This is a genomic window from Sneathiella marina (assembly GCF_023746535.1).
GTDB lineage: Bacteria > Pseudomonadota > Alphaproteobacteria > Sneathiellales > Sneathiellaceae > Sneathiella > Sneathiella marina.
Genome location: NZ_CP098747.1, coordinates 1,658,658 through 1,683,675, shown reverse-complemented (window position 1 = coordinate 1,683,675; position 25,018 = coordinate 1,658,658). Strand labels below are relative to the sequence as shown.

The 25,018-nt window shown below is 47.0% G+C and carries 25 protein-coding genes; 12 read left to right on the top strand and 13 right to left on the bottom strand.

Going from position 1 to position 25,018, the window contains the following annotated elements:
- The first annotated feature begins 145 nt into the window (after positions 1–145).
- From NBZ79_RS08080 to NBZ79_RS08070, 3 genes are all read left to right on the top strand, one after another.
- The gene (locus NBZ79_RS08080; RefSeq protein WP_251937240.1) at positions 146–688 is read left to right on the top strand and encodes a PAS domain-containing protein; all 543 of its coding nucleotides are present in this window, start codon (positions 146–148) and stop codon (positions 686–688) included.
- 155 nt (positions 689–843) lie between these two features.
- Positions 844–1,080: an RNA recognition motif domain-containing protein gene (locus NBZ79_RS08075; RefSeq protein WP_251937238.1), complete on the top strand. Its 237-nt coding sequence runs from the start codon at positions 844–846 to the stop codon at positions 1,078–1,080.
- Between the two features lie 96 nt (positions 1,081–1,176).
- On the top strand, positions 1,177–1,668 hold the full coding sequence (locus NBZ79_RS08070) for a RidA family protein (RefSeq protein WP_251937236.1): 492 nt from the start codon (positions 1,177–1,179) through the stop codon (positions 1,666–1,668).
- Between the two features lie 73 nt (positions 1,669–1,741).
- Here NBZ79_RS08070 and NBZ79_RS08065 read toward each other — a convergent pair whose 3' ends face one another.
- Complete coding sequence (locus NBZ79_RS08065) at positions 1,742–2,338, bottom strand: TetR/AcrR family transcriptional regulator (protein WP_251937234.1); 597 nt, start codon at positions 2,336–2,338, stop codon at positions 1,742–1,744.
- 73 nt (positions 2,339–2,411) lie between these two features.
- On the opposite strand from NBZ79_RS08065, the gene NBZ79_RS08060 reads away from it, so the two are divergent.
- The gene (locus NBZ79_RS08060) at positions 2,412–2,822 is read left to right on the top strand and encodes a VOC family protein (RefSeq protein WP_251937231.1); all 411 of its coding nucleotides are present in this window, start codon (positions 2,412–2,414) and stop codon (positions 2,820–2,822) included.
- Between the two features lie 107 nt (positions 2,823–2,929).
- Positions 2,930–3,862, top strand: coding sequence for a tRNA dihydrouridine(20/20a) synthase DusA (dusA, locus tag NBZ79_RS08055; RefSeq protein WP_476749703.1), 933 nt, complete (start codon positions 2,930–2,932; stop codon positions 3,860–3,862).
- Positions 3,863–3,902: 40 nt separating this feature from the next.
- On the opposite strand, the gene NBZ79_RS08050 is transcribed toward dusA, so the two are convergent.
- From NBZ79_RS08050 to NBZ79_RS08020, 7 genes are all read right to left on the bottom strand, one after another.
- Positions 3,903–4,295, bottom strand: a complete 393-nt coding sequence (locus NBZ79_RS08050) for a DoxX family protein (protein WP_251937225.1) — start codon at positions 4,293–4,295, stop codon at positions 3,903–3,905.
- A 38-nt stretch (positions 4,296–4,333) separates the two neighbouring features.
- The gene (locus tag NBZ79_RS08045; protein WP_251937223.1) at positions 4,334–4,912 is read right to left on the bottom strand and encodes a peroxidase-related enzyme; all 579 of its coding nucleotides are present in this window, start codon (positions 4,910–4,912) and stop codon (positions 4,334–4,336) included.
- A gap of 33 nt (positions 4,913–4,945) precedes the next feature.
- On the bottom strand, positions 4,946–6,019 hold the full coding sequence (aroC, locus tag NBZ79_RS08040) for a chorismate synthase (protein ID WP_251937220.1): 1,074 nt from the start codon (positions 6,017–6,019) through the stop codon (positions 4,946–4,948).
- A gap of 36 nt (positions 6,020–6,055) precedes the next feature.
- A complete protein-coding gene (fabI, locus tag NBZ79_RS08035) occupies positions 6,056–6,865 on the bottom strand; it encodes an enoyl-ACP reductase FabI (RefSeq protein ID WP_251937217.1) in 810 nt (269 codons plus the stop codon).
- Between the two features lie 99 nt (positions 6,866–6,964).
- Positions 6,965–7,867 (bottom strand): DnaJ C-terminal domain-containing protein, encoded by a 903-nt coding sequence (locus tag NBZ79_RS08030; protein WP_251937215.1) that lies wholly within the window; start codon positions 7,865–7,867, stop codon positions 6,965–6,967.
- 80 nt (positions 7,868–7,947) lie between these two features.
- Positions 7,948–9,342, bottom strand: coding sequence for a tetratricopeptide repeat protein (locus tag NBZ79_RS08025; protein WP_251937212.1), 1,395 nt, complete (start codon positions 9,340–9,342; stop codon positions 7,948–7,950).
- Between the two features lie 59 nt (positions 9,343–9,401).
- Entirely contained in the window at positions 9,402–9,881 is a 480-nt protein-coding gene (locus tag NBZ79_RS08020) for an RT0821/Lpp0805 family surface protein (protein WP_251937209.1), read from the bottom strand.
- Between the two features lie 229 nt (positions 9,882–10,110).
- Between NBZ79_RS08020 and pdxH the strand changes: the two genes are divergently transcribed.
- From pdxH to hemA, 4 genes are all read left to right on the top strand, one after another.
- The gene (gene pdxH, locus NBZ79_RS08015) at positions 10,111–10,701 is read left to right on the top strand and encodes a pyridoxamine 5'-phosphate oxidase (RefSeq protein ID WP_251937207.1); all 591 of its coding nucleotides are present in this window, start codon (positions 10,111–10,113) and stop codon (positions 10,699–10,701) included.
- A gap of 43 nt (positions 10,702–10,744) precedes the next feature.
- Positions 10,745–11,668 carry a cation diffusion facilitator family transporter gene (locus tag NBZ79_RS08010; protein WP_251937203.1) on the top strand — a complete coding sequence of 308 codons (924 nt, stop codon included), beginning with the start codon at positions 10,745–10,747 and terminating at the stop codon, positions 11,666–11,668.
- Between the two features lie 118 nt (positions 11,669–11,786).
- Positions 11,787–12,668: a universal stress protein gene (locus NBZ79_RS08005; RefSeq protein ID WP_251937199.1), complete on the top strand. Its 882-nt coding sequence runs from the start codon at positions 11,787–11,789 to the stop codon at positions 12,666–12,668.
- Positions 12,669–12,820: 152 nt separating this feature from the next.
- The gene (gene hemA / locus NBZ79_RS08000) at positions 12,821–14,035 is read left to right on the top strand and encodes a 5-aminolevulinate synthase (RefSeq protein WP_251937198.1); all 1,215 of its coding nucleotides are present in this window, start codon (positions 12,821–12,823) and stop codon (positions 14,033–14,035) included.
- Between the two features lie 4 nt (positions 14,036–14,039).
- On the opposite strand, the gene NBZ79_RS07995 is transcribed toward hemA, so the two are convergent.
- The 4 genes from NBZ79_RS07995 to NBZ79_RS07980 all read right to left on the bottom strand — a co-directional run bounded on the left by NBZ79_RS07995 (position 14,040) and on the right by NBZ79_RS07980 (position 18,682).
- Entirely contained in the window at positions 14,040–14,864 is an 825-nt protein-coding gene (locus NBZ79_RS07995; protein WP_251937196.1) for an SDR family oxidoreductase, read from the bottom strand.
- Positions 14,865–14,889: 25 nt separating this feature from the next.
- On the bottom strand, positions 14,890–15,687 hold the full coding sequence (locus NBZ79_RS07990) for an enoyl-CoA hydratase/isomerase family protein (RefSeq protein ID WP_251937194.1): 798 nt from the start codon (positions 15,685–15,687) through the stop codon (positions 14,890–14,892).
- Between the two features lie 43 nt (positions 15,688–15,730).
- Positions 15,731–16,789 (bottom strand): MBL fold metallo-hydrolase, encoded by a 1,059-nt coding sequence (locus NBZ79_RS07985; RefSeq protein WP_251937193.1) that lies wholly within the window; start codon positions 16,787–16,789, stop codon positions 15,731–15,733.
- A gap of 93 nt (positions 16,790–16,882) precedes the next feature.
- The gene (locus NBZ79_RS07980; RefSeq protein WP_251937191.1) at positions 16,883–18,682 is read right to left on the bottom strand and encodes an acyl-CoA dehydrogenase; all 1,800 of its coding nucleotides are present in this window, start codon (positions 18,680–18,682) and stop codon (positions 16,883–16,885) included.
- Positions 18,683–18,835: 153 nt separating this feature from the next.
- On the opposite strand from NBZ79_RS07980, the gene NBZ79_RS07975 reads away from it, so the two are divergent.
- Complete coding sequence (locus tag NBZ79_RS07975; RefSeq protein ID WP_251937189.1) at positions 18,836–19,783, top strand: L-threonylcarbamoyladenylate synthase; 948 nt, start codon at positions 18,836–18,838, stop codon at positions 19,781–19,783.
- 7 nt (positions 19,784–19,790) lie between these two features.
- On the top strand, positions 19,791–21,200 hold the full coding sequence (locus tag NBZ79_RS07970; RefSeq protein ID WP_420854566.1) for an FAD-binding oxidoreductase: 1,410 nt from the start codon (positions 19,791–19,793) through the stop codon (positions 21,198–21,200).
- A 10-nt stretch (positions 21,201–21,210) separates the two neighbouring features.
- On the opposite strand, the gene NBZ79_RS07965 is transcribed toward NBZ79_RS07970, so the two are convergent.
- Positions 21,211–23,442 carry a GGDEF/EAL domain-containing response regulator gene (locus tag NBZ79_RS07965; RefSeq protein WP_251937186.1) on the bottom strand — a complete coding sequence of 744 codons (2,232 nt, stop codon included), beginning with the start codon at positions 23,440–23,442 and terminating at the stop codon, positions 21,211–21,213.
- Positions 23,443–23,701: 259 nt separating this feature from the next.
- Between NBZ79_RS07965 and NBZ79_RS07960 the strand changes: the two genes are divergently transcribed.
- On the top strand, positions 23,702–25,018 hold the full coding sequence (locus NBZ79_RS07960; RefSeq protein ID WP_251937184.1) for a DUF3422 family protein: 1,317 nt from the start codon (positions 23,702–23,704) through the stop codon (positions 25,016–25,018).

The following is a 25,018-nucleotide window of genomic DNA, read 5'->3' as shown; positions in this document are numbered from 1 at the left end:
AAAGCAAACAATTGCCTTAACTACATTTTTGAAGAAAATCACTGTAATCCGTGGAAACGGGGAAATTAATTCACAATTCCTTTACCATTAATCACCATACTTTTAAAAATAGTATTATTTATCCAGTAAAGAAGTCCGGGACGGTATGATCCTTCAACGTTTTCTCCCTCATCGTAAAAAAATCGAATTACGACCAACTGCGATCCCAGCAAGTGAGCTGTCCTATTCTGATGCATCTGGCAATATGGGGAGTCACAAGTCGGCACTAACTCATTGGCAAAATGCGAGAAAAGAGCATCTGCTCCCAAGCAGAAGTGACTTTGATTTGGCAGTTCTAGCACCAATATTACCCAATATAGTCCTTCTGGATGTTATCGAAAATCCGTTGGATTTTAGATACCGGGTGATTGGTAATGTAGCCATGCAGAATTTTACAAAAAACTATACCGGAATATCAATGTCCGAAATTCCGGGTAAAGGCCCAGATTCTGCAGTATTTTCCAGCCTGAAAACCGTTGTCCAAAGCAAAGAGCCTTGCGCGCAGAATATCCCTTATGTAGGCCCCAATCATGATTTCAAGAAAATATCCTCTCTCGCGTTACCACTTGCAAAAGATCACGTAAATGTCGATAAAATTATGATCATTGTTGAGTTCCTTCGCATTCAACCATGCGATAAACTCACTTAACCTCCTATTTTTAGGAGAACAATCATAAAATTCCCATTCTATAATGCGGCGAAGGTTATACAGAATTCACGGATATTCTTCCTTTGAGTATTTCAGATATTCAGACCCTCGTCAGTGTGTTAGAAAGCGGCATCCCAATTTCTTGGACATAACAAATGAAACTAATCGTACTTAATCTTCCTCGCAGCCTAAGCGAAGCAGATATGGCAAATCTCTTCAAAACTTTTGGTGAAATTACTGCTTTCAACTTGGTCATGGATGATGAAACCGGATCCTCCAAGGGATTTGGGTTTGTAGAGATGAAAAATGGTGAAGAAGCAGAAAAAGCAATTGAAGATCTTCACGGGAAAAAAATTGAGGGAAGAAGAATCCGGGTCAAGACAGCGCATTAACTCGAAAATCGAATTACAAATTTACTCAATATCATTTGCCCTGCTAAAATGTTTTCAAGTGGCTATTTCAACTTCACACCATATTCGGAGGCACCCATGTCAAGCCCAGAAGCGCGATTGACCGAATTGGGGATCATACTCCCCGCTCCTATCAGCCTTCCACCAAAATTGCATTTACCCTTTACTTTCGTGAACGTTCGTGGGGACAGAGCCTTTATATCCGGCCACCCAAAGCAAACGATGGAGGGCGCCATCGATGGCCCTTACGGACAAGTCGGGACAGACTTGAACACAGAAGAAGCTCAGCTTGCAGCACGCGGCATCGGATTGTCTGTTCTGGCAAACCTTAAAGCTGAAATCGGAGACTTGTCACGTGTCGCAGGTTGGAACCGCGTTTTCGGCATGGTCAATTCGGCACCTGGATATGATGAGCAGCATATCGTAATCAACGGCTTTAGTGACTTTATTATCGACGTTTTTGGACCTGATGTTGGACGACATTCCCGATCGGCGATCGGCGTCGCCGGACTTCCAATGAACTTTGCAATGGAAATAGAAGCTGAGCTGCAGCTAGTAGATAATATCTAGAACATCTATTTATCCAGTTTCCAGTGCCTCATTCAAATTAGGTCAGGTCGCCGCAATAACTCGAATTCAATCCTTATTTGGACGCGTTTCGGTAAATTGCAGTAAGGATAGAGTCTAACGCCTGCCGATACTTCTCTTCAGCCCTCCCCTCTGCAACCGCATATGCCGCCCGATCAAAAGCCGCGGCTAAAACGTCAGACAAGGCATCTAGAGGCAAATTGGGGTCATGTTGCAAGAGCCCTTGCAATCCTAATCTCAATTGCTCTCCGTCTCTTGCAGCCATAATATTATTCATTTCACGTAAGCCCAGAACGGCAGGCCCTTCTACAAGCAGCAAATGACTCCTTCCCGGTTCCTGCATGGCCTTGAAGTAGGCTTCCGAACCAATTTTGAGAGTATTCAAGATATCATCGCCAGCTGAATCCTCTTCTTGAATTGCATCTGCTACACGCTCCGCTTCGCGTTCTACAACAGCCCTGAATAATGCTAGTTTGTCTTCGAAATGATGATACAGCGCACCCCGTGTTACTTTTGCTGCGGCAACGATTTCAGGCGTAGAAGTCGCTCCATAACCCTTTTCTGAGAAAAGCCTTCTCGCTACATCCAAAAGGTTTACGCGCATTGCCAACGTTCTCTCCGCGTTTGTCATTCGCTTCTTTTTTTCTTGCATACATACAGCCTGTTTGTTAATAATATTTACATACAGACTGATTGTATTTAAAAATGGAAGGAAAAACAAGACAATGCATTTTACACAATTTTATCCGGTAATTCAGACCTTGAATGTAAGTGAAACCACTGATTTCTTTCGAGATAATTTCGATTTCCAGGTCATATTCGAAGCTGACTGGTATGTTCACTTACAATCCGCAGAAAATGAATCGGTAAATATCGCAATCCTCAATGGCACTCATGAAACCATTCCAATGGAAGGGCGCGGGATCAGTTCCGGTGTAATCATTAACTTTGAAGTGGCAGATGTTGATAAAGTTTATTCCCGCGCAAAAAAATCCGGGCTCCCAATTATTCTTGATTTGAAGGATGAGGATTTTGGACAACGACACTTTATTACACGAGATCCCAATGGGTTACTTATCGACGTCATCACCCCTATCGACCCCAAAGGTGAGTATGTCGATCAATTTGTAAACTAGAGAAATGAGCTTTTTTCTTTTATTAAATCGCAATTTTCCTATATCAAGGGCAAAATTGCTCTGAGGAAATTGTGACTAAACTGGATCGCACTATCAGTATTGCTCCGATGATGGACTGGACAGATCGACATGATCGGTATTTCCTGCGCCTCATCACGAGCCGTGCCTTGCTCTACACGGAAATGGTCACGACCGGGGCAATTTTATTTGGTGATGCAGATCGGCATTTACGGTTCGATCCGGCGGAGCAACCTGTCGCCTTACAGCTTGGTGGTAGTTCACCAGATGACCTTGCGAAATGCTGCGAAATTGCTGATACCTACGGCTATCAGGAGATTAACCTTAACGTTGGTTGCCCGTCAGACCGCGTTCAAAACGGACGGTTCGGTGCCTGCCTAATGGCAGAGCCGAAAACCGTTGCTGCTTGTGTGGCGGCCATGAAATCCGCCACATCGCTTCCTGTTACAGTTAAAAACCGTATTGGCATAGATAACCTGGATAGCTACGCGCATTTGACGGAATTCACAGAAACTGTCGCTGCAGCCGGTTGTGAAACTTTTATCATACATGCGCGAAAAGCCTGGTTGACAGGTTTAAGCCCGAAAGAAAACCGGACAATCCCTCCCCTTGATTATGATCGCGTTTACCAGCTTAAGCAGGATTATCCGAACTTGGAGATCATCATAAACGGCGGCATTCAATCCACCGATGAAATCGATCGTCATATAGAGCAGGTAGACGGCGTGATGATTGGTCGGGAGGCGTATCAAAATCCGTATTTCCTTGCCCAAATCGACAAACTGTATTTCGGCCTTGAGGAAACAGCGCCGGAGCGTAGAGAAGTTGTTGAGCGTATCCTTCCGTATATTGACCGTGAAATGGCCAAAGGTGTTCCCTTAAAATCCATTTCACGTCATATGCTTGGCTTATTTCAAGGACGCCCCGGCGCGAAAGCCTGGCGCCGCCATATTTCGGAAAATGCCCATTTGGAAGGAGCGACCCCTTCCCTCCTGGAAGATGCTGCAGCAAAGACACGTTAATAAAAAACGCCCTTCTATACTGCCCGCCCAGAAATCCCTATCAGTCCCGACTCATCCTACGTTGGTCAAGACTGAAAGTGCCGGCACCTACCCCGACAAGCACAAGTAGCCCGCCAGCAACGGCAATATTTTTCATTAACAGGATCATCTGGATCTGGTCTTCGGGTTGAAAATGAAACAGGATCCCGGATACGACGCAGAAACCTGCCAACAAAAATGCAGCAATTCGGGTCTGCCAACCAACAATTAACGCCAGACCGCCGCCAATTTCCAAGAGAATAACCAACGGAAGTAAAATACCTGGAACGCCACCTGATTCCATATATTGCTGCATTCCGCTATAATTAGCTAATTTGCTCACACCAGCGGGCAGGAAAAGGGCGGCGACAAGAATACGGCCGATCAGATTAAAGAAAGGGCCTAGTTTTTCCATTTGAAGAATCCTCCGCAAAATTAAAGCAAGGTAAGGAATTATCGGTTTTGTGAATGATATGCTTCATTCGGCATCATATCTATGGCAGCCGACATTCGGTTGCTCATGTTGAAAAAAGCGGCCGTTGCCGAGATATCCCATATATCACGATCAGACCAGCCTGCTTCACGAAGGATCTGACGGTCATCCTCTTCCATCTTGGCCGGCGATTCCGTCAGTTTTTCGGCAAAATCAAGCATGGTTTTTTGCTTAGTTGGGAGATCGGCAGCGCGATAGTTCATCACCATCAATTCCCCGAGAATTGGGTCTCCAGATAACTCTCGTACAGCAGCACCATGGGCGGTAAGGCAGTAAAAGCACTTATTTACCGAAGATACGACGACCGCAATCATCTCCCGTTCCAGCTTGGACAAACCGGAATCTCCCAGCATCAATTCACCATACATATCCGAAAAAGCGCGCAATTTAGCAGTATCAAAGCTGTAGGACGCGAGAACATTTGGGACCATACCAAGCTTTTCATCACAAATATCGAAGTATTTTTGTGTCCCGGCATCCAGTTCTTTTCGGTCAGGCACCGGAATATCCAAGGCATGAATATACTTATGTTGAGACATAGCTTGCTCTCCTTCTTGTTATTCTTTTGTTGATTAGCCGTTTTGCCCGCGATGCCGTAAGAGGTGGTCAGCAAGAACACAGGCCATCATCGCCTCACCCACAGGGACGCCACGAATTCCGACACAAGGATCATGTCGCCCTTTGGTCATGATTTCTGTTTCATTGCCATCTTTATCCACAGTATCCCGGGGCTTAAGAATGGAGGATGTTGGTTTAACGGCAAACCGAACGACGATATCCTGCCCCGTTGAAATTCCGCCAAGAATGCCACCGGCATGATTACTGACAAATCTTGGGCCGGTTTCATTGCCGCGCCGCATTTCGTCTGCATTGGTTTCACCGGTCAAGGCTGCAGTAGAAAACCCATCGCCTATCTCTACGCCCTTTACCGCGTTGATGGTCATCATTGCGCCGGCAAGATCGGAATCAAGCTTACCATATACTGGCGCGCCAAGGCCGGCTGGTACACCCTTTGCGACCACCTCGATTACAGCGCCAACGGACGAGCCATTCTTCCTGATACCATCCAGATATTCAGTCCAGTTTTCGACCATTTCGGGGTCCGGGCACCAAAAGGGATTTGTATCAATAACATTCATGGAACATCGTTCGCGATCGACAACACGATCACCTATCTGAGTCAAATACCCCTTAATTTCAACGGAAGGGCCGAGTATTTTTCGGGCAATGCCACCGGCGGCCACCCGCGCAGCTGTCTCCCGCGCGCTCGATCTGCCGCCGCCACGATAATCGCGAATACCGTATTTTGTCTGATATGTATAATCCGCATGACCCGGGCGAAATTTATCTTTGATATCGCCGTAATCCTTAGATCTTTGGTCTTTGTTTTCTATTAGCAGACTTATGGGTGTACCGGTTGTTTTCCCCTCGAAGACGCCCGACAGGATTTTCACCAAATCCGGTTCTTTGCGCTGCGTGGTAAAACGGGATTGTCCGGGTTTGCGACGATCCATCCAGAATTGAATTTCCTCTTCGCTCACATCGATGAGAGGCGGGCAACCGTCTATGACGCAGCCAAGAGCCGGGCCATGGCTTTCACCCCAGGTCGTCACCCGAAAAAGATGGCCAAAACTATTATGTGACATAACGTATTCCGTCTAATCTCAACTGATGAGAGGTTCTCACTTCTCAATGTCCGGTGCGTCTTCAGCTTTCATCCCGACCACATGATATCCTGCATCAACATGGTGGGTTTCACCGGTTACACCTGCACCGATATCGCTTAATAAATATAATGCCGACCCACCAACATCATCGATGGTGACATTTCTTTTCAGCGGAGAATTATATTCATTCCATTTAAGAATATACCTGAAATCCCCGATACCGGAAGCCGCAAGTGTTTTAATAGGCCCGGCGGACAGTGCATTCACCCGGATATTGTTTTTCCCCATTTCCATAGCGAGGTAACGAACGGACGCTTCCAAAGCCGCCTTGGCTACGCCCATCACATTATAGTGCGGAATTACACGCTCAGCGCCATAATATGTCAGGGTAACCATGCTCCCGCCATCCGACATCAATGGCGCCGCACGCTTTGCCAGCGCCGTAAAAGAAAAACAGGAAATATCCATGGTCATCAGGAAATTATCTCGTGTGGTATCTGAATAGTTTCCACGGAGCTGTGCTTTGTCCGAATAGCCGATCGCATGAACAAAAAAGTCTATTTTCCCCCATTTTTCTTCCAATGCGGCAAAGACGGAATCCATCGAGGCATCGTCCGTTACATCACATTCAAGAACTGTATCTGACCCGAGGCTTTCCGCAAGCGGTATAACCCGTTTCCCCAGAGCTTCGCCTTGATATGTAAAGGCAATTTCTGCGCCATGCTCGTGTAATGTACGCGCTATTCCCCAAGCGAGTGAATGATTATTGGCAACCCCCATAATCAACCCTCTTTTGCCTGCCATCAGACCATTCTGCAGTGTCATCAACGAAACCCCATCATTACAATTACCGTAACCATATTACTTTTTAACTTGACTGAGAAACACAGTCAAAAGACTTGTTGGACTCAATATATACAACTATTAGTCCTTTAATTTTGAGCGTGCATCATAATCGTGTTTTTCCGACCATTTTGTGACCCAATCTTGTAATTCTTCATCCTGTTGCTCAGGTAGAACAACTTTCAACTTTACAAGCTGATCCCCTCTTTTCCCCTTTTTCGAAACGCCGATACCCTTTCCTTTTAGACGGAGAGTGGTCCCGGTGTTCGAGCCTTGTGGAATCTTCAAATTAACGGTTCCATCCACTGTTGGTACCTTAACCTGAGCTCCCAAAACAGCTTCAGGCAAACTAACCGGCAGTTCAACCTGCACATTTGAGCCTTCACGTTTAAAAAACGCGTGGGTTCGAACGGAAACATTTATTAAAATATCGCCGTTAGGCCCGCCGCCGGTTCCTTTATCACCCTGCCCCTTCAGTCTAATTTGCTGACCATCGGTAATTCCAGCAGGAATATTTACATCCAATGTTCGACCACCTTCTCCCATGGTCAGGCGCCGGGTCCCCCCCAGAGCGCTTTCAACGAAGGTTATTTCAATGGCAAATTTGCGATCCCTGCCTTTTTGAACAGTTTCCCCTTGAAAACCGCCACGCCGAAAGTTGCCGAATATTTCCGAAAATATATCTTCTGCCCCGCCGCCAAAACCGGCTGTTGATTGACGAAATGGCCCAGAACGATCCCCCCCAAAACCGGGATGCTTTTCCTGACCCGATCCATCAATTTCGCCTCGATCATACCGAGCCTTCAATTTTTCATCACCGAGAATGTTATAGGCGGCAGATATCTCCTTGAATTTCTCTTCAACTTTTGTATCTCCGGGATTGGCATCCGGATGATGCTTCTTTGCGAGTTTGCGATAAGCAGACTTTATTTCCTGCTGACTAGCTCCCTTCGCGACGCCGAGTATAGTGTATAAATCTTTCATAAATTATCGTATCAACCGCTGTTTAATCGAAATTCAGGCTCATATTCAGCCCTCTATTATATGTAAAACACATGTCCGTGTTAATTTGTCCTCTGTATTTGCCGTAATTCCATATGCGTCAATGTTTTTTCCAAATTGGCAAGCGCCACACCGGCATCTGCGGACCCATTGCCCTTCGCCTTTTCCCACCAATAATAGGCACGCACCCGGTCAATCGGAACAGCGTGACCGCTATAGAAAAGCTTGCCAAGCCGATACTGAGCTTCCGCATTATTCTGTTGCGCCAGAACAGCCCAAATACTCAGGGATTGTTGATACTCCTTCAACGTATAAGCTAAATCCGCCATTTCCAGTTTCTCTTCAAGCGTCAAACCATTTTTTACGGTCGCTGTTGTCGAAACTGCACCTGACGTTGATGCGACCGCTGCAGTAGACATCTTTACTGGCGCAGGAGCTGGTTCAGCCGCGGACTTGGCCGTTGGTTCAGCGACTTCTTTCTCCTTTGCTGATTTAGCGGATTGCTGGCTTACAGCCGCCGCCACCGGAACCGCGGCTACTGCCGCAACCTTAACTTCCGGGGTTTCTTCTATTGTTGCAACTGGTACCCGATCTTCATCTTGGCTAGCGGCCACGACAGGAACAGTTGCGGCTGTAGCCGCAACAACTGCCGGTTTCTCCTTTGTCAGAGATTTCAATGCGTCATAAAAACCTTGTTTTTGAGTAGATTCAGGTGCGGTTTCAGCCAGTTTTGACGCTTGAGAACTCGACACATCCGAAGATCGAATAACTTCTGTTGCTTCAACGGTAGTCGCCGCAGCAATCACAGCAATCGGGGCAACCTTTAACGATTCTTCTGGCTCAACCGCCGCAGTTTGTTGCGTTGGCACCTCTAATGATGGTTTCGGCTGTTCACTAGAGGCATCTTTTTTCGCGACGACCACTCCTGACTTCAACGCTGTAGCTTTTTCGATTGCCGGCGCATAACCGGCCTGTGCAGCTGCCTCGTACCAACCTAAAGCCAATTCGTCATTCTTCTCTACACCAAGCCCGTTTTCAAGCAACAGTCCGAGATTATATTGTGACAATACATGCCCTTGCTGCGCCGCTCGCGCAAACCATTGGACGGCTTGCTCATAGTCCTGCGGGACGCCTTCTCCTTTCAAATACATATCGCCAACGTTGGCTTGCGCGCGATCGAACCCAAGTGTTGCTGCCCTTTTGTACCAATTCAGAGCTTTCTTATAATCTTGATCAACACCTAATCCACGTCGATAGATATGGCCAACATTCCGCATCGCAGCCGGATCGTTTTTCTGAGCCAGGGGCAGCCATTCGTCGAAAGCAGCTTTATAGTTCCCCGCCTCATAAGCAGTGACACCATCTGCAAAATCTGCCCGCACGACATTGGCTGCGGTTGTAACAATCGCAACCATCATAGCCAAACCCAGTAAACTCTCTCGTAACTTAATCTTCAAAACGTCCTTAGTTTCCTTCTTACCGACTCAATTTCATTCTACTCGAAATTAGTCGCCATCTAGCTCATAATTTCCCATGAACCATCTGGTTTACGGCAGGCTTGTCCGTAGCCTTTTTCAACTTTTCCGCCAATAACTATGTTTTGCTGGAATTCACGGCAATAACGCCCGCCGCTATCCTTGCCGTCACGAACTGGCGTAATCGAACCGGAGTTACCACTTTGTGGATTATTCCAAGTGATTTCTTGACCAATCGGTGCGGAAGTTGCTCGTTTTTCCGCCCTATCCAGTTGAGCTCGATCCGCTGCATCAAGGGTTTTTCCCACGTCAGAACCAATCATCGCACCTGCCAGAGTTCCAACACCTACCGCAACAAGTTGGCCCGTGCCTTTGCCAAACAATGACCCCAAAAGTCCACCGCCAACAGCACCAATAACAGTACCTGCTGTTTGTTTCTCGTTGTTCTGATTGGCGCCACAGCCCGTCACGGCCAAAAGCGCCGTCAAAAGCATCACTAATGTAAATTTCGATTTTATCATGTTTTCGTCCTTAATCTTTCAAAGTCGAACCCAGGGATTGACCCAGTTTAATTTCATACTCCAGTATATATGGGCATTTTGAACTTTGATAGCAAAAGACAGATCACAATAGATTACAAATTGTTATATTTCACCGTCTTACAAAATATCGACATTCTCCAAACAGACGGTTAAACATAGCTAGGGACTACTTGTTCCTCTTACTGTTTCAATAAACGAGTCGGGCAATATGACTGTGAAATCAATTTCCGAGCTTCTCCATGAATTTCAACAATGGATGCAAGAAGCGGAACAAAAAGAACCAAATGATCCTACAGCCATGGCGTTAGCGACGGTTGATCCTCAAGGGCAGCCGTCGGTTCGTATGGTCCTGCTCAAGCATGCAGACGATCGGGGATTCGTATTTTATACAAATTTTGAGAGCCAGAAAGGCACCGAGCTTCTCTCGACGCCTCATGCTGGCCTGTGTTTTCACTGGAAATCGTTACGTCGCAGTATCCGAATTCAGGGGAAAATCGAGAAAGTAACGGATGCGGAAGCAGACGCTTATTTTCAAAGTCGCCCCCGCGACAGCAGAATTGGAGCCTGGGCTAGTCAGCAATCCAGACCTATGGAAGGCCGTTTTGAACTCGAGAAAGCGGTGGCTAAATATACGGCGAAATTTGGCATTGGGGAAATACCCCGACCCGATTATTGGTCTGGTTTCCGTGTAATCCCGTCACGTATTGAATTTTGGCGGGACCGTCCGTTCAGGCTTCACGAACGGCGGCAATTTAATTTAGGTGAAGAAGGCTGGACGGAAAGTGTATTATATCCCTAACCTAATGTTCAACATTTAATATATCTCATAAGCGATTGATTTTGTGACGGATAATAACGAAAAACCTGACCTGAATAAACATGGAGGCGAAAACGGCAAGTTGATGCGTTCGGCGACTTATGCGTCCGTAACCGTCGCCATTATCCTTATCTGCATCAAATTGATGGCTTATCTTTCCACCAATTCAGTTGCGATACTATCCACACTTGTTGACTCTCTTCTGGACATGGTCGCATCGGTTATTAATCTTGTGGCCGTTCGCCATGCGCTGGTTCCTGCTGATCATGACCACCGCTTTGGACATGGAAAAGCTGAGGCACTCGCTGGTTTATTTCAGTCAGCGATCATCGCAGGATCGGGTGTATTTCTTGTTTTTCAAGCATCTGAACGCCTCCTCAACCCTAAAGCTCTCGATTCTAGCAATATGGGCATTGCAGTAATGGTCGTATCGATTGTGCTGACACTCTTTCTCGTAACCTATCAGCGCTATGTTATCCGTAAAACGCGTTCTGTCGCCATTTCCGCTGATTCCCTTCATTACGTAGGTGACGTGTTGATCAATGGTAGTGTCATCATTGCCCTGGTTCTCGGAGGTGTGTTTCACTGGGTTTACGCAGATGGTCTTTTCGCCATAGGAATTGCCTTATTCCTTCTTTTCAGCTCGTGGAAAATCATCCGCGCTTCTTTTTCAGATTTAATGGATGAAGAACTCGACGATGGTGAAAGAACCAGGATTATCGATCTTGTAAAAGCTCACCCGGGTGTCTTGGGCATACATGATTTACGGACAAGAAGGTCCGGCCAACAAGTTTTCATCCAGATGCATCTGGATATGGATGGGAGCATGTCGCTACATGAAGCTCATAAAATTTCTGATGATGTCGAACAACAATTGATGACGGAATTCCCGGAAGCCGAAGCTATTATCCACCAAGATCCAATACATGAAGCTGCCCCTTCACCGTAGAGAGATAGGGCCGACTAGACCAGGATAGAACCTGCAACAGATATTTGTGTAACCAAAAGTGTTTATTTTTTAAGGCGTTATGATTATACTCTAATCTGGTTTAATGGATGGGAATAACATGACAATTAAATCTATTCTGGTCCCTCTAACTGGGGCCGACAACAAAAGTGATACAGCCGCTCTCGAACGTGCATTTGAGCTCGCTGCTCTTTTTAATGCCCATGTCGATGCGCTCCATATCAGTATAGATCCTCGAACCGCTGCTGCATTTGTTGGAGAAGGAATGACGTCAACAATGATCGAGAGCATCATTGATATGGCGGAGGCTGATGGAAAAAGCCGGCAAAAAGCTGCACGGGAAACATTTGAAACGCTACGAAAAAAAGCAGATCTTCCTTTGGTTACGGAAATCGAGAATCAAACGGGATCTACAGCGTCTACACGATTTCTTGAAAAACTGGGGAACAGAGAAGATGTTCTCGAATCATTTGGACGACTTTTTGATCTGATCATTATTGGCAAGGCTCCTCAAGAGGAAGATGCCGCCAACACATTGATGATCAATACAGCACTTAGAGAAACTGGTAGACCTGTACTGCTTTTGGATCCTGGTTATACCGGCACTATTGGAACAAAGGTTGCTTTGGCATGGAACGGTTCGGTTGAATCAAGTCGCGCATTAACCTATTCCCTGCCGTTTTTAACAGCTGCATCAAAAGTGACGCTGATTTCGGCAATAGATGATTTGGACGAAGAAATTCATCCCGATGAAGCCATTCACTACCTAGCATTACACGGAATTACGGCTGCCACATGCGAAATTAAAGGTAGTAACGGAAAAACAACGGCCGAATCATTACTGACTCAGGCAGCCAATTGTGACGCTGATTTATTGGTAATGGGAGCTTTTACCAGAAGTAGATTACGGAGATTGTTCTTTGGTGCAGTGACGGAGGAAGTACTTGCAAACTGCACGATACCTGTCCTGATGGCACATTAACCGTTTGCCTTGGCGGTTACGGAATGTTCAATTCTGATCACAATCCGGGCAGCATTGGATGATTGCGACCTTTTGTCCCTTGTCAAAGAAACGGCATTGTCGGTATTTATGAGCATAGTCGTTACGACACTATATAGCTGAGGGCAGCAAACATGAATTATGAACATGTGTTCGCGCAGGCGATCCAATCGCTAAAAGACGAGAATAGATACCGTGTCTTCACGGAGCTCGGTCGCCACGCGGGTAATTTCCCAAAAGCAACGCGCCATCTGTCCTCCGGCGATACTCAAGAAGTCACGATTTGGTGCTCCAATGACTATTTAGGCATGGGGCAACATCCCGATGTTCTAACTGCCATAAAAGATGCGACGGATCGCTATGGCGCCGGCGCCGGCGGGACACGAAATATTTCCGGAAATACCCATGTGATCTGTGAACTGGAACGCGAACTTGCCGATTTACATGGAAAGGAAAGTGCTCTGGTATTCACTTCCGGTTTCGTTTCCAATGATGCGACACTTAGTACGCTTGGTAAATTATTGCCCGATTGTGTTATCTTGTCTGATGAACTCAATCATGCCTCGATGATCGATGGCGTTCGCCATTCCGGCTGTGAAAAGCGAATTTTCCGCCATAATGATGCACGCGACTTGGAAGAAAAACTTAAATCCATCGACCCGTCCCGCCCTAAAATCATCGCATTTGAATCAGTTTATTCAATGGACGGTGATATTTCTCCCATAAAGGAATTTTGCGATTTAGCCGATAAATATGGGGCAATGACATATCTTGATGAGGTTCATGCTGTAGGACTATACGGGCCACGTGGTGGCGGCGTCGCCGAACGTGAGGGCCTGATGGACCGGATCACCATAATGGAAGGTACACTTGGAAAAGCCTTTGGCGTTGTTGGTGGATTTATTACTTCAAGCCGGAATATTGTCGATTCCATTCGCTCCTACGCGTCTGGCTTTATCTTCACAACCACCTTGTCCCCCATCATGTCAGCCGGCGCCCTTGCCAGCGTAAGGCATCTCAAGAAAAGCCAGCTGGAGCGCGATCAGCATCAGGAACGTGCAGCAACTTTAAAGGGCCTTCTGATGGACGCCGGGCTTCCGGTCCTGCCTTCTGTCACCCATATTGTTCCAGTAATGGTCTATGATGCCAATTTATGTAAACAGGCGAGCGACATGCTGCTTGAAGAATATGGAATTTACCTCCAGCCCATAAATTACCCGACGGTACCGCGAGGTGAGGAACGCTTGCGTATTACGCCGACACCATTTCACGATGATACTATGATGTCGGAGCTGGTTGCTGCATTGAAAGATGTCTGGGGGCGCCTGGATCTACGTCAGGCAGCCTAGCCCTTTAAACGAAGAAATCAGGAAGCAACTCCTCTTCACTAACCCCTTCAAAGCGATATTCAGATAGATCGGTTATACCAACTGAGCCGAGGGTTTCGTCATCAATGCAAAAATTCCCACTGAATTCACGGGATGGCTTTGTTAAAATTATATGGGCGGCATCCGACATAATCTCGACTTTACGGCATTTTTTTTGAACATCCCCGCCCCCGATCAAATCCATCGCAGCTGTTGCAATCGCTGTTCTGGGCCACAAAGCATTAAAGGCGATACCGTCTCTTTTGAATTCCTCTGCCATTCCGAGGACGCAAAGGCTCATGCCATATTTCGCCATGCTATATGCGACATGCGGGGAGAACCAGTGGGTCTCGAAATTGAGAGGCGGTGATAGGTTGAGAACATGCGGATTTTCCGCTTTTTTCAGATACGGAATAGCCTTTTGAGAACATAGATAGGTTCCACGAATATTGATTTGATGCATCAAATCATATCGCTTCATTGGTGTTTGTAGAGTTCCCGTCAAGCTTATGGCAGACGCGTTATTCACCAGAATATCTATACCGCCAAAAGCCTCCGCCGCTTTTTCCATAGCCGCTTCTACCAGGTCTTCTTCGCGGACATCGACCACCAGTGGCAATGCTTTGCCACCGGCAGCTTCAATTTCTTCAGCGGCAGTGTAAATGGTGCCGGCAAGCTTTGCATGCGGTTCCGCCGTTTTAGCAGCAATAACAATATTTGCTCCATCTTCCGCGGCGCGCTTGCCGATCGCTAATCCGATACCGCGGCTTGCCCCGGTAATAAAAAGCGTTTTTCCCTTTAAATCAGCCATTTACATCCATCTTTCTGAAGTTACTTTATTTGCCCTTGAATTCGGGCTTCCTTTTTTCCTTGAAAGCTTTAACGCCTTCAACCCAGTCATCGCTTGCCGCGCAAGCAGCGAAACTCTGGGCTTCCAGAGAAAGCTGACTTTCCATGCTATTTCCCAAAGAAGCGTTCAAAAGTGCCTTTGTTCGCCCAAGAGCAAATGTCGGCCCTTTTGCCAAACGCGACGCAAGTTTATCTGTTTCAGCAGAAAGCTCATCTTTTGGTACAACGAAATTGATCATGCCCATTTCACGAGCTGCTTCCGTGCCAAAACGATCTCCCAGCATGGCTATTTCCATTGCCTTTTTCAAGCCAACAATGCGTGGCAAGCTATGGGTTCCGGAGCCGTCCGGAGTTGTCGCAATCCCAATATAAGCAAGTGTAAAAAATGCATCTTCTGCGGCAATAACCATGTCGCATGCCATCATAAGCGACAGCCCAAAGCCTGCTGCGGCGCCTTGAACACTTGCAATAACCGGCTTGTTCATCCGTTGAAGAGTGAACATTGTCGGATGAAGATTATGAATTCTCCGTTCAAAATTCTGCCGGCGTTCCTCTGGAGTTTTGTTAACAAAATCATTGAATGATTTAACATCACCTCCGGCCATAAAGTGATCACCGGCGCCTTTGATAACAACACAGCGAACGCTATCATCCGTTTCGATATCGGTGACAGCCAGGAAAAGCCCTTCCCGCATCTCGAGAGACAACGCGTTTCTGGCTTCCGGCCGGTTCATGGTAATGGTCGCAATGCCATTTTCTTTGGTAACAAGTAAATGATCAGTCATCTTTTTTCTCCATTTATTTTTGTTTTTATTGTGGATATTGTTACTAGGCGACAGCTGCGCGAACAGCGCCAGCACGGTGAAAGCGCCAAACGCCGTCGTCACCACATTCCCGATCGAGTTCCCCCTCACCAACCAAATAGTGGCAATGTGCGAGCCCTTCAGAAATGGCGAGACCTTTGTCTGAATCCGATAATTCCCGATCAAAAAGAACCGGAAGTAAATCGATGGCAGATTGAGGGGATACGCAAGCAGCTTTTAATCTGTTTAGCCTGTCTTCATGATGGCTTTGATAATATTCCAGCTGATTATGTAGTCCGGTAAACACGTCATTATGGGCCGGTAAAACTAACGTGTCTGCTGGCAACTTCATAAATGTATCGATGGAATCAATAAATTGCTTCAAGGGATTTGCCATCGGTTCCGCAGGATAAACGCCGATGTGAGGTGTTATGCGCGGTAGAATTTGGTCCCCGGAAATCAATATTCCATCAGCTTCAGAATACAGGCAGGCATGCTCCGGACAATGCCCGTGTCCGACAACGATTTTCCAATCACGCGACCCAATCCGAATAATTTCATTATCCACAATACGGTCAAAACCCATGGGCACTTCGGTCATTGCCCGGCTAAAATGATTAAATCCCCGTGATTTAACGCGCTCCAGCATTTTGTCGTTGAATCCGACAGACCGGTAGAAATCAACGACAAATTCCGGCGTTTGCTCCGCTGCTTCAAGATACAACATGCGGCCGAAGGTCCATTCACCAAATGTCATGGTGAGTGGAATTTTCCAGCGACTGGTTATCCAGCCTGCCAATCCCATATGATCCGGATGAAAATGCGTACAAATTAAACGAGTTACCGGCTTTCCTTTGAGCTTCGTCCGAAATATATCCTCCCATAAATCTTTGATCAGCTCTGAATTGAAGCCGGAATCCACCATGGTCCAGCCATTTTCATCTTCAATCAAATAGAGGTTAATATAATCTAGACCTTTAATCGGAATTGGCATCCGCACCCAAAGCAGACCTTCTTTGACCTCAAGGGCTTCCCCATCATTCGGGCGTATCGCAAGCGGGTATTCTATTTCTTGATTATTCATTATGAACCCTGTTTTGTTCCCAAGAGAAGCCGAGTACAGTTCGACTCCCATTTTATCTTAACGTTTACGTAAACGTCAATAACTAAGCCTCTATCAGGCAGAAAGCTGCTCCTCTGTAATGGCAAATAAGGTATTTGCACCTTCTGTTACAGGGCCAAGCAGAGCCGTTGCTTGAGGTAAAATTTGCGCCGTGAAAAAGTTTGCTGTAACAATTTTTGCGTCCAGAAACCCTTTATCACCATCCCCTGCAGCTAACAGGTTTTTCGCCTTTAATGCCGATTTTGCAAGCAAATAGCCGCCAACGACGGTTGAAAACATCCGCAAATATGGCGTTGCTCCCGCGGGTGCGGCGTTCGGGTCATTTGGGGCGTTGGTGTAAAGCCAGTCCGTTGCTTCCTTGAGAGCGGAAACAGCCAGTCCCAACTGCAATGACATCGCTGTAAACTCATTTCCAGTTTGAGCCAGCTCTTGAACCACAATATCCATATCTGCCAAAATCGTCTTTACGGGCGCGCCTCCGTTAAGGCCCAGTTTTCGACCAACAAGGTCCAATGCCTGAATGCCGTTGGTGCCTTCATAAATTGGTAGAATTCGAGCATCGCGATAATATTGACCAACACCGGTTTCTTCGACAAAGCCCATGCCGCCATGTATTTGTACTGCAATAGATGCCAGCTCGACGCCAAGATCAGTCGACCAACCCTTCGACATCGGCGTCAGCAGTTCAGCCATACCCATGCTTTCAGCACGAACGGTTTCGTCGGGATGGTGATGCGCCTTGTCCAGGCATTCTCCATTCAGATAAATAAGACACCGCATCGCTTCAATATTTGCCTTCATGGTCATCAGCATACGTCGTACATCTGCATGATTAATAATCGGGGCCATTTCCCCTTTCGGCATACCGGGTGCCTGCCCCTGTTTTCGGTCACGAGCATATTCAACAGCTTGCTGATATGCCCTTTCTGCAATTGCCAATCCCTGAACACCGACATTAAGGCGCGCGCTATTCATCATGGTAAACATACAGGCCATGCCTTTATTCTCTCCACCAATCAGGTAGCCGACGCAATTGCCTTCATCTCCATAGGACATCACCGCGGTCGGACTCGCATGAATTCCGATCTTTTCCTCCAGTGAAACACATTTAAGGTCATTTCGAGCGCCAAGGCTGCCGTCATCATTTACAAGAAATTTTGGCACGATAAACAGCGATATGCCGCGGGTTCCCGCGGGAGCACCCGGTGTGCGGGCCAGGACAAGATGAATGATATTCTCACTAAGTTCATGATCCCCGTACGTGATGAATATTTTCTGACCCGAGATACGCCAGCTTCCATCTTCCGCGGGCTCGGCCTTTGATCGCAGGGCACCGACGTCAGAACCCGCCTGGCTTTCCGTCAGGTTCATGGTTGCCGCCCATTCGCCGCTTACCAGTTTTTTCAAATATGTCTGCTGCTGTTCTTCAGTCCCATGCGCCAGCAGAGATTCAATTGCCCCTTGCGTTAAAAGCGGGCATAGGGAAAATGCGAGATTTGCAGAGTTCCACATTTCAACCGTTGCCAAAGCAACAGCACTTGGCAGCCCGCCACCATCAAATTCTTCCGGTGCTGAAATTCCGTTCCAACCGCCTTCTACAAATTGTGCATAGGCGTCTATCCATCCGTCTGGTGTCGTAACAACCGCATCTTTAACGTGGGACCCCTGTAAATCACCCGATTTATTGATAGGTGAGAGGACATTTGTCGCAAATTTTCCGGCTTCCTCCAGAACAGCATCCACAACATCACTCTCAGCATGTTCGAATCCGTCAAGTTTTGAGAGAGCATTAAGGTCAACAATATTGTTTAACACAAAGCGCATATCTTTTAGTGGCGCCACATATTCGCCCATCTGAGCTTCCTTCCAAATTCGATTTTCGTTTGCTTTACCCGTTATGACATATCGGGCTGCGAGAAAAAAGCCCTACGCGACCCAACAATCACACTCGACCTATTCAAGTAAACAAGTAAAATGGAGCTTCACGGCCCAGATATGAGTAATGTTATGAGTGAAGTATTGCAGCCTGATCCCGCCGGGCTTGAACGAGCGGCTGAGCAAATTAAATCCGGAGGCTTGATCGCTTTTCCGACGGAAACCGTCTATGGTTTGGGCGCTGACGCGTCGAATGATACCGCTGTCGCCCGCATTTATGCGGCGAAGGGCCGTCCGAGCTTTAATCCTCTTATCATTCATGTCCCCTCTCTAGCGGTTGCTGAAAAATATGTTGTTTTTAGCGAAATCGCGCGCCGGCTCGCCGACAGCTTCTGGCCTGGCGCATTAACACTTGTATTGCCCAGAACAGCGGATTGCGCCATATCCAAACTCGCGAGTGCGGGGCTTGATACATTGGCAATCCGAGTTCCGGGACATCGTCTTGCCTTAAAATTTCTCTCCAAATGTGGGCGTCCTTTGGCTGCCCCGAGTGCCAATCCATCGGGAAGTATCAGCCCGACAACTGCCCAGCATGTGATCAATGGCCTCGGCAATGCGATATCCGGCGTTCTTGAAGGCGGCGCCTGCCCTGTCGGAGTTGAAAGTACAGTTGTCGGCTTTGAAAATGATACTCCCGTCCTTTTGCGCCCGGGAGGTGTTACCAAAGAAGCCCTGGAATCGGCTGTCGGTAAAGTTCTGCTCCACAGCGACAATGGCATCATAAACAGCCCTGGAATGCTCCTCAGTCATTATGCACCGGCATGTCCGGTACGGCTGAATGCCAAAGATAAAAAACCCGGTGAAGCCTATCTGGGTTTTGGACGGGATCAGGACAGACTGTCAGATATAAATTTGAGTGAATCCGGCGACCTGACGGAAGCGACTGCCAGGCTATTCGCGGCATTCCATATGCTCGATGAAATGCATGTAAAAGGAATCGCTGTCGGTCCTATTCCAGAAATTGGGTTGGGCGTTGCCATAAACGACCGGTTGCGCAGAGCTGCTGCTCCGAGAAACTGAAAAGGACATGACCGTGGACCTGATTGAACAATTAACCCAAATAGTTGGCGAGAAAGGCATTCTGCTGGATGAGGCAGACATGCAGGGCTTTGTTGTCGAATGGCGTGATAAATTTATCGGAAAAGCTCGCGCGGTCGTTTTGCCAAAATCCACGGAGGAAGTTGCCGCCGTTGTAAAAGCCTGCGCGTCATCTAAATCTCCCCTCGTACCACAAGGTGGAAATACAAGCCTGGTGGGTGGCTCCATTCCGTTCACAAAAGGCGACGAGATTATATTGTCCCTGCGCCGCATGCATACCATACGTGAGGTGGATCGCCTAAACGGCACAATGACAGTTGATGCTGGCTGTGTCCTCGCCAACTTACAACAAGCAGCAGAAGAGGTCGATTGTATCTTTCCATTGCGCATTGGATCTGAAGGCAGCTGCCAAATTGGCGGCAACATTTCAACCAATGCTGGCGGTGTCCAGGTTCTACATTACGGCAATACCCGAGAACAAGTATTGGGGCTGGAAGTCGTCTTACCGGATGGTCAGATTTGGGATGGCATGACCAGCCTTCGCAAGGACAACACAGGTTACGATTTAAAACAGCTTTTCATTGGGGCGGAAGGCACATTGGGCATCGTCACCGGTGCGGTCGTCAAAATGTACCCTCGGCCAAAATATCAACAAGTTGCCTTGGCCGCCATACCCTCCGTTGCAGCAGCCGTGGAATTCTTGAATTTGGCCCGAACCATGAGCGGCGATCAGGTAACCGCAATTGAAATCATTCCTCGGATTGCGATCGACATGGTGTGCCGCCATGTACCGAATTTTGCGGATCCAATGCCGGACAAGTATGACTGGCAAATACTTGTAGAACTTTCCTCAAGCAGTACAGAAGATTTAAGCGGTCTTATGGAGACAATCCTGGAAGCAGGATTTGAACAAGAAATTGTCATTGATGCCGTTATTGCGACTAGTGAGGCGCAGCAAGCCCATATATGGAATTTACGGGAAGAAATCTCTGGGGCCCAAAAACCAGAAGGTGGCAGTATCAAACACGATATTTCCGTACCCGTATCCCGATTTGCTGATTTCATCCGAGAAGCCGATATTGCTGTACGTAAAATAGTTCCCAATTTCCGATCGGTTGCCTTCGGGCATATCGGTGATGGCAACGTTCATTATAATCCGATGCAACCCCTTGATATGGATAAAGAGGAATATCTTGGACATTGGGAGGAAGTAAGCCGGGTCGTTCATGATATTGCGGTGAGTATGCGTGGAAGCATTAGCGCTGAACACGGCATTGGGCGTCTGAAATCAGATGATCTGGTCCTTTACAAACCGGCGATCGAAATCGACCTGATGCACCGAATTAAGAAGGCTCTTGATCCGGATGGGATTATGAACCCCGGCAAGCTATTGAAGTAGGAATTCCAGCTCAGGAGTATTTTTCAATCAAAGGCAGGATCGCTTCCTCCCCGACTGGGCGGGAGAAGAAAAATCCCTGTGCTTGATGGCAGCCAGCGTTTTTCAAAAAGGCGACTTGTTCTTCAGTTTCAACCCCTTCAGCCAAAACTTTAAGCCCAAGATTTCTTCCCAGGCTGATGACAGTTCGTGTGATCGCTGCGTCATCTACATTTACAGTCATACCGTCTATAAAGGCTTTATCAATTTTCAACACAGAAACAGGCAACCGCCGCAAATAGCTTAGTGACGAATATCCGGTTCCAAAATCGTCAATCGAGAATCCGACACCGAGCGCACCAATTTTCAAGAAATTTTGTAATGCCTGCTCTGGGTCTTCCATGATCACACTTTCCGTGATCTCCAATTCAAGCAAATTTGCAGGACATTCTGTCTCTGCCAGTATATTTCGAACCAGGTCAACAAAATCGTCATCCTGGAAAACGGATAAGGATAAATTGACTGCAACTTTGAAGTCGGTCTTTCCCATATCCAGCCAGGTTTTCCGCTGACGACAGGCTTCTCGCAAAACCCACTCACTTATGGGCGCTATAAGACCTGAAGTCTCTGCAATCGGGATAAATTCATCTGGTGAGACAAATTTTCCGTTTTCGCGCTCCCACCTTAGTAAGGCTTCAACGCCAATCATTTTCCCTGATGCAAGCTCGACTTGAGGTTGGTAATCCAGAGATAAATCTTCGCGGCCAATACCAATTTTCAGCGCGTTATTCAACATTACCCTTGAATTGATTTCCCCCGCTATTTCTTTGTTATAATAGCGGAAATAGGTACCTCCTTTTCCCGACAGAGTCGCCAGAGAAATATTGGTACTCCGCCATAACATCGCAGCGTTATCAGCATCTTCAGGGTAAATTGCAAGGCCAATACGGGGCGTCACATGCGGTAAATTTACCCTTCCAGCCGGTCCTCGCTCAAAGAGCTTGTGTATTGTTTTGGGAATTTGCTGAAGCCCGCGCCCAGCCTCATAGGGGATACATAATCCAAACCCATCCCCCGAAGTCCGGGCGAGAGATATGGCATTCGGGAACAAAAGCGCCAACTGTTCCGACACAAATTGAAGCAAATCGTCTCCGGCCTCATGTCCCAACGCGATATTGAGCTCCGGCAAGTAATCTAAGACGAATTGCACAACAATAAACTGACTTTTTGATGGGCGCGCTTTTTCCTCTATGAATGTCTGAACATCTGATCGAAATTTTGCCCGATTATCCAGTCCAGTCAGTGAGTCATTGAATGCCAGTCGCTTGATTTCCTCAAACATATCGGCATTCTCAAGTCCTAAAGTTACATTTGCACATATTAAATCAATTTGGCGCTTCTCAATTACGGTTGCTCCTCTAACAGTATGCAAGACAACCGCCCCTTTAAAAATTCCATTGCGAAGCAACGGTAAAACGCTAATTTCCCTGCTATGTTCATTTATACCGCTGTGCGAAGCCTCCTGAATAACGGACAACAGGTGCTCATCAACTACGTCAACGACCTTTTTCCTGATTAAGTCTTCATAACGCCCCTTACCTGCCGCAAGAACGAGATCCCCGGATTTATCGTCAGGAATACAGAAGAAACAATGCTCTGTTTCAGCGTGAATGAGCTGCAGTTGCGTCAAAATAGTAAGGCAAAATTCCTTAACGGAGCGCACGCCATAAAGCTCCTTGGTAACATCCAATATCGTCTGTAAAGATTGCCTGCTCGATTGATCTGCTTTAATGCGCTCATAGGACTGAAGAGCAATGGTTAAACTAGAAAACAGCTGGGGAACAGTCAGGTTTGAAATGTCCAAATAATCGTTAATGTCATATTGGCGCAAAACGTTTAAATCTTGTAAATAGCCCGTAAGCCCTCCAAACAAAATTATCCGAATTGTTTTGTTTTCAATCTCTTGGCGAATTTTTTGAACAAATGATATCCCACTCAATTTATTTTCACGCGACACATCAACCAATAAGACGGCGATATCATCCTGCGCGACCAAAAACTGCAACCCTTCAGCCTCATTTTCCGCCTGGAAGAAATCAACATTCTTGTCATCGTAAAGAAAAGCATCAAGCGGATTGTATTCGGGCACGGCTTCAAAAGAAGTTGCACCAACAATCAGCACTTTCGGGGCGAATTCGCCGTTTAGAGGATTGCTTTTATCTTGCGAATTATCAGTGGTTTTTAGATTTACCTTCAAAGTTGACATGTCAGTTTCGATATCAAATACGCGCCCGCCAAAGATATTGAATGATTTTGTTTAAAATCGCAATTTTTATTATTAACTTATGCGAGAATTACTCAAAATCACAGATTTTGCGCTTGCGTCGTAAATTTCCACTTTAGGATGAGATGTTGAGCATTGTATCACGGCCCCAACCACCCCTATATTTGACTTTAATAATGAGATAACGTACTACAACTCGCGCCGACCAAATTGGTCGGCTCTGCTTTTTCTGGGAGGAAAAATGGGCGAGATTGACAAAGCAAAGCGAAGAGATTGTGCCGGGCTAACGCCACACCCTCTGCGCTTTGATATCAGCAATGAATTGCATGCCAGGCCGTTCGAACAATTGATAGCGCCCTTATACGGTACCATGTATGCCATGTTTCGCGAAGAGCATGGTGAGGAAGATGACTACAGGCATATCTGCGATATTTGCAATCGATATGGGATACACCCACCTCGCGAAAACACAAATCATTTCTCTGCCGATTTTGGGGCTTTTCGTTTGCGTTGGGAACGTCACGCCGAGTTCACGACATATACTTTTTTTCGAGCGAACCACGACCATTTGCCATTCTCGAAAAGTGCCTGCGAGGAAGCGCCGAAGGACTGGCTTGGCTCCCTGCCTGGTGTCCTGCTAACCGCCGTCAAAATTGAATTATTGGGTACATCAAGATCTAAACCAACTGATACCGAGTTGGGTAAGTATTTTGTTTCTGAAAGCCTTGTCAGCAGTATTATTGGCGGCGATGCGGCACAACTTTGGACGGATTTACGGATTGATAAAGATGGGTATAACCGAACTTTAATTTATGACCATGATATGCCACCGCAAAAAGCCGGCCGCGTAATTTTGCGGATCTTCGAGATTGCGGTTTACAGAAGTCTTGCGTTGCTTGCCCTTCCCCTTGCTTGGGATGTAAGCCGAAAGGTTGCCTCCATAAATACAGAGCTTGCTGATTTGACCGAACAGCTTAGTCTGGTCAACAGCCGAGAAGATGAAGCTGCTTTACTGCGCAACCTCACACGTGTTTCAGCTGATATTGAAACTTTGTCTGCGAAAACAGCATACCGGTTCAGTGCAACACGTGCATATTACCCGATAATTCTGTCTCGGATCACCGAACTGAAAGAAGTCCAGATCGCCCCTTACCAAACAATTTCGGAGTTTCTAGATCGTCGTTTAACCCCTGCCGTGCGAACATGCAACTCCGCAGCCGACAGACTTTCCGACTTATCTCGACGGGCAACACGATCTGCAAATCTATTGCGCACCAAAACGGATTTCGCACTTTCGGAGCAAAACCAAGCACAGCTAGCATCAATGAACAAGCGGGCGAAGCGTCAATTGCGCCTCCAGGAAACCGTCGAGGGACTGTCAATTGCCGCAATATCATACTATCTGGTAAGCCTCGTGGGATACGCAGCCAATGCGGGCAACAGCGTCGGTCTTTCCCTTAACACTGATCTGGTGAAGGGCCTGTCCATTCCTATTGTGCTGTTCGGCGTTTGGTGGGCCCTTCGTCGGTTCAAAAAACGCCTTTACAAGGATAGCTGA

Bases quoted from the DNA above. Each gene is read 5' to 3' on its own strand.
- pdxH (WP_251937207.1), top strand. From the start codon at position 10,111: ATGACTGTGAAATCAATTTCCGAGCTTCTCCATGAATTTCAACAATGG.
- aroC (WP_251937220.1), bottom strand. From the start codon at position 6,019: ATGTCACATAATAGTTTTGGCCATCTTTTTCGGGTGACGACCTGGGGT.
- NBZ79_RS08075 (WP_251937238.1), top strand. From the start codon at position 844: ATGAAACTAATCGTACTTAATCTTCCTCGCAGCCTAAGCGAAGCAGAT.
- fabI (WP_251937217.1), bottom strand. From the start codon at position 6,865: ATGACACTGCAGAATGGTCTGATGGCAGGCAAAAGAGGGTTGATTATG.
- hemA (WP_251937198.1), top strand. From the start codon at position 12,821: ATGAATTATGAACATGTGTTCGCGCAGGCGATCCAATCGCTAAAAGAC.
- NBZ79_RS08005 (WP_251937199.1), top strand. From the start codon at position 11,787: ATGACAATTAAATCTATTCTGGTCCCTCTAACTGGGGCCGACAACAAA.
- NBZ79_RS08060 (WP_251937231.1), top strand. From the start codon at position 2,412: ATGCATTTTACACAATTTTATCCGGTAATTCAGACCTTGAATGTAAGT.
- NBZ79_RS07985 (WP_251937193.1), bottom strand. From the start codon at position 16,789: ATGAATAATCAAGAAATAGAATACCCGCTTGCGATACGCCCGAATGAT.
- NBZ79_RS08030 (WP_251937215.1), bottom strand. From the start codon at position 7,867: ATGAAAGATTTATACACTATACTCGGCGTCGCGAAGGGAGCTAGTCAG.
- dusA (WP_476749703.1), top strand. From the start codon at position 2,930: ATGATGGACTGGACAGATCGACATGATCGGTATTTCCTGCGCCTCATC.
- NBZ79_RS07990 (WP_251937194.1), bottom strand. From the start codon at position 15,687: ATGACTGATCATTTACTTGTTACCAAAGAAAATGGCATTGCGACCATT.
- NBZ79_RS07960 (WP_251937184.1), top strand. From the start codon at position 23,702: ATGGGCGAGATTGACAAAGCAAAGCGAAGAGATTGTGCCGGGCTAACG.
- NBZ79_RS08080 (WP_251937240.1), top strand. From the start codon at position 146: ATGATCCTTCAACGTTTTCTCCCTCATCGTAAAAAAATCGAATTACGA.
- NBZ79_RS07975 (WP_251937189.1), top strand. From the start codon at position 18,836: ATGAGTGAAGTATTGCAGCCTGATCCCGCCGGGCTTGAACGAGCGGCT.
- NBZ79_RS08065 (WP_251937234.1), bottom strand. From the start codon at position 2,338: ATGCAAGAAAAAAAGAAGCGAATGACAAACGCGGAGAGAACGTTGGCA.
- NBZ79_RS07965 (WP_251937186.1), bottom strand. From the start codon at position 23,442: ATGTCAACTTTGAAGGTAAATCTAAAAACCACTGATAATTCGCAAGAT.
- NBZ79_RS07980 (WP_251937191.1), bottom strand. From the start codon at position 18,682: ATGGGCGAATATGTGGCGCCACTAAAAGATATGCGCTTTGTGTTAAAC.
- NBZ79_RS07970 (WP_420854566.1), top strand. From the start codon at position 19,791: ATGACCGTGGACCTGATTGAACAATTAACCCAAATAGTTGGCGAGAAA.
- NBZ79_RS08050 (WP_251937225.1), bottom strand. From the start codon at position 4,295: ATGGAAAAACTAGGCCCTTTCTTTAATCTGATCGGCCGTATTCTTGTC.
- NBZ79_RS08020 (WP_251937209.1), bottom strand. From the start codon at position 9,881: ATGATAAAATCGAAATTTACATTAGTGATGCTTTTGACGGCGCTTTTG.
- NBZ79_RS08070 (WP_251937236.1), top strand. From the start codon at position 1,177: ATGTCAAGCCCAGAAGCGCGATTGACCGAATTGGGGATCATACTCCCC.
- NBZ79_RS08045 (WP_251937223.1), bottom strand. From the start codon at position 4,912: ATGTCTCAACATAAGTATATTCATGCCTTGGATATTCCGGTGCCTGAC.
- NBZ79_RS07995 (WP_251937196.1), bottom strand. From the start codon at position 14,864: ATGGCTGATTTAAAGGGAAAAACGCTTTTTATTACCGGGGCAAGCCGC.